The 7,205-nt window shown below is 68.7% G+C and carries 7 protein-coding genes; 2 read left to right on the top strand and 5 right to left on the bottom strand.

The window, feature by feature from the left end; all coding sequences use genetic code 11:
• Nucleotides 1-335: hypothetical protein (locus VM221_02790; GenBank protein ID HUT73748.1), on the top strand; the 335-nt coding region annotated here is incomplete at its 5' end.
• Nucleotides 336-431: 96 nt separating this feature from the next.
• Here VM221_02790 and VM221_02785 read toward each other — a convergent pair.
• From VM221_02785 to VM221_02765, 5 genes are all read right to left on the bottom strand, one after another.
• A complete protein-coding gene (locus VM221_02785; GenBank protein ID HUT73747.1) occupies nucleotides 432-1,217 on the bottom strand; it encodes a DUF4190 domain-containing protein in 786 nt (261 codons plus the stop codon).
• A gap of 120 nt (nucleotides 1,218-1,337) precedes the next feature.
• Nucleotides 1,338-2,312 carry a sialidase family protein gene (locus VM221_02780; protein HUT73746.1) on the bottom strand — a complete coding sequence of 325 codons (975 nt, stop codon included), beginning with the start codon at nucleotides 2,310-2,312 and terminating at the stop codon, nucleotides 1,338-1,340.
• A 44-nt stretch (nucleotides 2,313-2,356) separates the two neighbouring features.
• Nucleotides 2,357-3,697 carry a sulfatase gene (locus VM221_02775; protein ID HUT73745.1) on the bottom strand — a complete coding sequence of 447 codons (1,341 nt, stop codon included), beginning with the start codon at nucleotides 3,695-3,697 and terminating at the stop codon, nucleotides 2,357-2,359.
• A gap of 87 nt (nucleotides 3,698-3,784) precedes the next feature.
• Complete coding sequence (locus tag VM221_02770; protein ID HUT73744.1) at nucleotides 3,785-4,591, bottom strand: sugar phosphate isomerase/epimerase; 807 nt, start codon at nucleotides 4,589-4,591, stop codon at nucleotides 3,785-3,787.
• A gap of 162 nt (nucleotides 4,592-4,753) precedes the next feature.
• Nucleotides 4,754-5,743 (bottom strand): Gfo/Idh/MocA family oxidoreductase, encoded by a 990-nt coding sequence (locus tag VM221_02765; protein ID HUT73743.1) that lies wholly within the window; start codon nucleotides 5,741-5,743, stop codon nucleotides 4,754-4,756.
• 266 nt (nucleotides 5,744-6,009) lie between these two features.
• Between VM221_02765 and VM221_02760 the strand changes: the two genes are divergently transcribed.
• A complete protein-coding gene (locus tag VM221_02760) occupies nucleotides 6,010-6,825 on the top strand; it encodes a tetratricopeptide repeat protein (protein ID HUT73742.1) in 816 nt (271 codons plus the stop codon).
• Nucleotides 6,826-7,205: the final 380 nt, after the last annotated feature.

The raw sequence follows: 7,205 nt of genomic DNA, 5'->3' as shown, positions 1-7,205 counted from the left end.
AGATCGTTGCGACCAGCCGCCCCAACGTCAACCACCGCGACGCGCCCGGGGTGAGGGACGTGATCGCGGTGTTGCGCGACGGCGCCGGTGAGCTGGTGCCGGACGGCACACCGGTCGAGGTCACGGCGGACGCGGGCGACGTCCCACGCTATCACCGCACCCACCGCGGCGTGGTGACTGCGCAATGGCGGCCACAGGGCGCTCACGTCCCTAGGCCTGAAGGCCGGGATGGCGGCCCGAAGGGCCTAGCCAGCGAGGTGCGCGTCACCGCCCGCTCCGGTGGCGTGACCGCCACCGTCGTGATCGCGCCGAACGCGACTGCTCCGGCGCCATAGCGCGTCGGCGGCGCCGCCGCGGGCGCGGGCGCGCCGCGGGGTTGGGGGCGGTCAATGTCTTCCCCGAGCGCGACGGCGTCGGCGCGGCGAAGACTCTCATGGTGCCGGCGGGGAGCCCGCCGTCGGCTGCCAGAGAAGCTGCGCCTGCTCCAGCGCCCTGACGAGCCGCACGCTGCCGTCAGCAAAGCTAACCACGTTGCGCCCATCGTGGCGCGGCGGGGAGAGCAGCGCCTCCGCGCCGCCCGCGCCGTTCCAGCCGAGGCTGCTCTCGAAGATGAGCACCGTTCGCGGCGGATCGCCGATGTCGCCAAGCGTCAGATTGCTGAGATCCCGGTTGTAGGCATAGCCGGAGCGCAGGTTGGGCGCTTCCGGGCAGACGAAGGTGCTGGCATCGCGGACGTAAGGCATCAAACTATCCGACCACGTTTCGGCGGGCGGCAGCTTGTCGTCGTGGTCCCGCGCATACATCAGCGCGCCCAATGACACCTGCTTCGCCTGGGAAAGACACGACGCCGTCGTCGCGGCTCCGCGCGCTCGGAGGAAGACCGGGTATAGCGTGGGGAGCACGAAGGCCAGTATCGCGACGGTGACCACGATGCCGACGCCGGAGAGCGCGACCCCGGCGATGGCCAGCCCCTGGCCGGAGAGCCGCCCCTGGCTGCGATTGACTTGACGCAGCGCGACGATCCCCAGGATGAGGCCGGGGAGGGCGAGGAGGCCGCCGCACAGCGCCAGGATGCCCACCACCAGGGAGGCGACGGCGAGGCCGCTGGTGCGCGGCGGGGACGCGGGCGCGCCCGGGGATGCGCCTCTCCCCCTGCACTTGGGACAGACTCGCTCGGACGGCAGTAACTGGTAACCGCAGACAGGGCACTGGTTCATGGTGACCCCCTCGCCGATATGCGGATCCATCGGGTTATGCGGCCCGGAAGGTCCCCGGGCGCGGCTGGCTTGCTACGGATTCGCCGATGCCCGCTCGCCCTCCTGCCGCCAGCGATGCGGTCAGGCGCCGTAGATCCAGTCCGCCGTCAGCCACAGGTGCTTGATGCGTGTGCGCAGGTGGGTGTAGGTCATGTGCAGCAGCCCGTCGCGACACTGGATGAGAGCGGGGTAGGAGAACTCGCCCTCGTCCTCGCGCTCGACCTCGCGCACGACGGAGAAGGTGTCGCCCTCGTCCTCGGATACCGCCAGCGCCAGGACGTTGCGCCCGCGCTCGATGGGGTTGAACGCCAACACCACCCGCCCGTCGGCGAGCTTGACCATGTCAATCGCGGCGCCGGGGTTGGGCAGGTCGGTGTGCACCGCGGTCTCCCAGGTGCGGCCGTTGTCGCGGGAGACGGTGCGGCCGACGCGGGTGTTGCCGTGGCGCGGGCGCAGCAGCGCCAGCAGGGAGCCGTCGGCGCGCTGAATCATCGTCGGGTGCTGGTCGGGCACCCCCGGCACCTCGCCGGTGTACGACCAGGTGTCGCCATCGTCCTCGGAGATGAGAAACAGGCTGTTGCCGGGGTAGTACTCGACGCCGATGATGGTATCGCCGTTTTCGAGATCGAGGGGCTTGGTGCGGAAGACGCAGCCCCACTCCGCGCGCAGCATGATGTCGTCGCCCCAGGTGCGGCCGAGGTCGGGGCTCAGCTTCATCTTCTGGTCCGCTGTGCCCCAGCACCCGCCCGACCCGGACGGGCCCGCGATCTCCCCGTGGATGGTGCCGTAGAACAGTTGCAGCCGACCGCGGCGGTTGACCCACAGGATGGGGTTGCCCTCCGGCTTGCCGGGGGTGTCGGCCACGATCTGGGGCGGCCGGCTCCAGGCGCCGCCGGGCGACTTGCGGGCGGTCACCACCGCCGCGTCGGGGCGCGCCTCGTCCTCGCCCGCGTACCACGCCGACAGCAGGTCGCCGTCCGGCAGCTCGACGATCACCGAGCAGTGGCATCGCGGGAGGCGCTCAGTCGGTTCGTGCACCCAATCCCATTCGAACACGCAAGCCTCCGCTGACGTTGATGGTGTCAGGTACACGGTAATTACTACCGCGCCTGCAGCTTGCGGGCGGTGGCGACGGAGCCGATGCGCCGGTCGGTGCCGATGTGGTAGCCGAGGATGGGGTCGTCCTTGCCCGTTTCCTTGACCCGCCGCTCGACCCATGCCATCATGCGCGCGCGCAGCGTGTCCACGATCTGCGGCTCCTGCGCCGCGAGGTTGTGAAGCTCCAGCGGATCCAGCACCAGGTTGTACAGCTCCAGCGGCGGCTTGTGGTGGAAGTCCGGCTCCAGCGCCTCGATCAGCTTCCACTCGGGCGTGCGCCAGCCGCGCTTGCGCATCCACGTGCACTCGCTGATGTAGAACTCCGAGCGATACTCCGCCGCCTCCCCGCGCATCATCGGCATCAGGCTGCGACCGTCAAAGGGGAGCTTGCGGGCCTTGCCCAGCTTCAGCAGCTCCACCAGCGTGGGCACGATATCCTCCAGCAGCGCGGTGCCCGGAACGCGCAGCCCCTGCGGCAGCACCCCCGGCCACGACAACACCAGCGGCACCATCAGCGTCGGCTCGTAGGTCCCGTGGTGATCGAAATAGCAGTCGTGCTCGTCCAGCGTCTCGCCGTGGTCGGAGGTGAAAACGATCAGCGTGTCGTCGGCAACCCCCAGTTCCCCCAGGCGCGTAAGCAGGCGCGCGATGCACGCGTCCATGTAGGCGATCTCGGCATCGTACTGGGCGAGGACATAGCTGATGTCGCGCACGCGCGGCGGCATCCACGACTTGAAGTAGTCGGCGAAAGGCTTGAACGCGAACGGCGGCTTCATGGTGTTGGGCAGCTTGCGGTCGCAGGGGTCGCCGGCGTAGAACATGGTGTCGAACGGCGGCGGCGGCAGGTAGGGCGAGTGCGGGTCCATGTGGCGCAAGAACAGCAGCCACGGCTGGCCGCTCCGGCTCGATTGCTCGAGCCACGGCAAAGCCTTGTCGTTGAGGTTCTCGGCCTTGCGCGCCGGACGGTCCTCCCACGAGCACCAGGCGGCGACCGGCTCGCAGTGGTCGAAGCCGCGGTAGAACGTGCCGTCGAAGCCGATGATGGCGGAGACGTACCCGTACTCGCGCAGGATCTCGGGCAAAGTCGGTTGGGCAGGGTCGAGGGGCTCTTTGGCGCGCAGGCTCACCTGCCCGGTGGCCATGACGTCGCGCCCGGTGAGCATGCTCGAATACCCGGGCGTGGTGGGAACGTAGGCGCTGAACATGTTCTCGAACAGCACCCCGCGTTGGGCGAGGCGGTCGAGGTGGGGCGAGGTGAGACGGTGGTAGCCGTAGCAGCTCAGGTGGTCGCGGCGCAGGCTGTCAACGGCGAGCATCAGGATATTGGGGCGACGACGTGGCATGAGTCGTGTTCCTCCGTTCGGTCAATGTGGCACAGCCGCCCCCGGCTGTGCTCTCCATTTGACAGGTGGGGGGCGCCTGTCCCACAGTCAAACGCGCCGCGGCCCGCATGCCCGGAAGCACGCGTTCAGGTACCCGCGACTTTCCGCGGCGATGATGGCGCAGCGCGCCAACTCGTACTCGCCCGCGCCGATGATCTCGAGGTCAACCGGCCCCGTGTAGCGCGCGTCCACCAGCACCTTGACGTAGCCCGCAAGGTCAATCTCTCCGCGGCCGCAGGCTTGCAGCTCCGGCGCGCCCGGCTTGGGCCCGCGATCGGGGCAGTCGCGGATGTGCACGTGACGAATGCGAGTCACTACCTGGCGCAGCGCCTCCACGGGGTCCTCGCCGGCGCGGTAGATATGGCTGGGGTCCATGTCTATGCCGAACCCTGGCGAGTCTATCTCCGCCATCGCGCGCAGCGTGGTCGGGGTGCTGTAGATGGACTGCTTGACGTGGGCCTTGGCGCACAGGATGACGCCGTGGTCGGCGGCCAGGCGCGCCATCTTCGCCATCAGCTCGATCCGCAGCCGGAAATCCTCCTCGACATCGGACTTGCCGCCGGGGCCGATGTTGACCAGCGGGATGCCGAGGGCGGCCGCGGCCTCGAAACACGTGGTCAAGCGGGCCTCGTCGAGCGCCGCCTCCTCGATCGCCAGCAGCCTGAGGCCGTGTTCCTGCGCGAGGTCCCGGATGCGCGGAACGTCCACGCGCCAGGAATCGAGGTTAAGGTGCTCGCACATGCCCTTAATTGCCGACAGCTCGATGCCGTCGTAGCCGCACGCGGCGATGTGCGCCATCGCGGTCTCCAAGTCGAAACCGCCGAAGAGAACTGAGTTCGCACCCAGGGGAAACATACGGCCTCCTCGATAAGAGATGAACTGCGCAGGTGTCACCGAATCTCGTTGGTTGGTATGCCGCGCACCCTCATGTGGCACCCCGACTCGTCGGGGTGAATTGGCACCGCCTACGCGGCGCCCGCACACCCGGGGGCGGGTGTGCCACATTTCGCTTTGCCATCACAGGTCCACCACCGAGTGCGTCTCCCACGACTTGATGGCGGCCTCGATCACCTCTTGCGCGGCCAGCCCATCGGCCCCCGAGCCGTCCACCTGGTCCGGCTTGACGCCCTCGGTCAACTGCTCCAGCCAGCGGTGGATGCGCGACTGGAAGGTCTCGCCGAAGCCCATCATTCCGCCCAGGTAGTAGTAACTCTCCTTCTCGCGGGACTCGCGCGAGTACCAGGTGAGCACCTCGCAGGCCTCCTCCAACACGAAGCGGCCCTTGGAGCCGGTGACCTCGCAGCGCTCGAGGCCGAAGCCGCCGCCGGCGTCATAGCTGCCGGTGAGATGACCCACCACGTTGTTGGCGAACAGCATGTTGACCTGGGCGTTGGACCAGATGGTGCGCCCCTCGCCCTTCATCAGGAAGGCGTGCACGCTCTTGACCGGGCCGCAGAAATAGCGCATGACATCAATCGAGTGCGGGTGCAGCGCACGCAGGTGGAACCAGGGCGAGCTCTCCTTGCGGTTGTTGATCCACATCGTCATGTTGATGATATGCAGCTTGCCCAGCCGCCCGCCGTCAACCCACTCACGCGCGCGCCGGGCGGCGGGGGTGAAGCGATGGTTGAGGTCAATGGCGTAGGGCAGGTTCTTCTCCTTCGCCAGCGCCACCATCTCGCGCCCCTTTTCGATCTCGTTGGAGATCGGCTTCTCCCCCAGGGTGGGGATGCCGGCGCTCAGCAGCTCCACCGTCGGCTGGTAGTGATCGCCGCCGTTCTCGACGCCGGCGGTGCACATGCTGGCGGCGTCAATCTCGATGCCGCCGGCGAGCAGGTCCCTAACGCTGTAGAACGCCGGAGCCCCGTACTTCTCGGCGGCGGCGTTGGCGCGCTCAGGGATGATGTCGCACACAGCGACGATTTCCGCCAGCGGATCGTCTTGGTAGACCCGGGCGTGGAGGTTGCCCACATTGCCCAGGCCGACAATCGCAATCTTCAGTGCCACCTTTGCTCTCTCCATTCTGCGCAGTCACGCGTCAGGTGGCTAGGCTTCAGCCACCACGGCGGTCGCGGAGCGACCTAGCCGCCGCAGGCTCGCGCGCGCACTCGCGGGTTGGGAATACAGCAGAATTCGCCCGCTGCCGGTGCGGTTCCTGCTGCGCGGGGGCCAACGGGCGCAAGCCGCGCGCGCGGCCGCATGTCGTCTTCCACCGCCGGGGCGCGAACGCCTGCCGGCAGGGGGCACCGGCGGCGCGGCGAACACAGGTCCTCATGACGCACATGGCTCGCAAGGCCGTGGCTTTCCTTCAGCGCGCCCTCGCGGCGCCTGCGCGGGCACTGACCCCGGCAGTGATCGCGTGTGCGATCATCACGTCGGCCGCGGGGTGTTCGGTGGTGCGGGATTACCGGTCACGCGTGGGCGCTGAGGACGCGTTCGCTGACGGGGCACGGGCGGCCGAGCGCGGCGATCTGGCGACCGCCGACCGCAGCTTCGCCCGGGCGCTGCGGCTGGAGAGCGATTCCGCCAGCCTGCGCGCGCGTATCGGCATGGCATACATGCGGATGGAGCCGCCGCGACCGGACCGGGCGCTGCCGCACCTGCGCCGCAGCCTGGAGGTGAACCCGAACCAACCCTTCGTCGTGTACCAGGACGCGATCCTGGCTGCCGCTCAGCTTGGCCGCGACCCCTGGGCGCGGCAAGTCGTGCACCGAGCCTACCGGCGGTTCTATGACAATGCGCTCGCGCTTAACGACATCGGTTACCTGCTGGCCGACGCCGACAAGCTGACGCGCGAAGCTCTGCCGCTGATCGAGCGGGCGGTGGAGCTGGAGCCCAAGCGCGGCATCATCATTGACAGCCTCGGGTGGGCGCACTATCGCCTCGGCGATCAGCGGCGCGCTGCCGGGCTGCTGGAGCGGGCGTGCGAGCTTGCGCCGGACAACGCGGAAATCGAGTATCACCTGGGCGTCATCTACGCCGACCTCGGTCGCACCGAGGATGCGCGGCGGCAGTTTCGCCGCGCGCTCGACCTCGCCCCCGGGTTCGCTCCTGCGGGAGCGGCACTGAGGGCGCTCGACGAACGGTAGTCCCGATGCAAAGCATGCTCAGACCATGCCGCCGTTAGTCCGGGGGGAGGTCATCCCCCAGGAGCCCGTAGGCGCCGAAGCCGCCGGGGTAGCGGTCGCGGAGCGACCTCGCCACTCCGTGCTTGGGCGGTCAGGACCATCCACCGCGTGGGCTGCGCCCGGGTCCTATCGGGACGGGTGAGAGTAAGTCGGGTCGAGCCGCACCCCGCAGCCGTGTCACCCTCACCCAACCTTCCCCTTGAAGCTTATCATCACCCACATCGCGCTCAACAGGGCGGGGGCAAAGCATGATTATGCCTTGCAGCACATGAACTGGGCGCGACCTCCCATGGAGGTCGCGAGTTCCCCGCGCCCCGACCTGTCGGGGCGCGCCCAGTAGG

The organism is Armatimonadota bacterium (assembly GCA_035527535.1).
Taxonomy (GTDB): Bacteria; Armatimonadota; Hebobacteria.
This window is presented reverse-complemented; position numbering and strand designations above follow the sequence as displayed.

Coding starts and splice junctions, on each gene's coding strand:
- VM221_02785 (HUT73747.1), bottom strand. CDS start 1,217: ATGAACCAGTGCCCTGTCTGCGGTTACCAGTTACTGCCGTCCGAGCGA.
- VM221_02775 (HUT73745.1), bottom strand. CDS start 3,697: ATGCCACGTCGTCGCCCCAATATCCTGATGCTCGCCGTTGACAGCCTG.
- VM221_02770 (HUT73744.1), bottom strand. CDS start 4,591: ATGTTTCCCCTGGGTGCGAACTCAGTTCTCTTCGGCGGTTTCGACTTG.
- VM221_02760 (HUT73742.1), top strand. CDS start 6,010: ATGACGCACATGGCTCGCAAGGCCGTGGCTTTCCTTCAGCGCGCCCTC.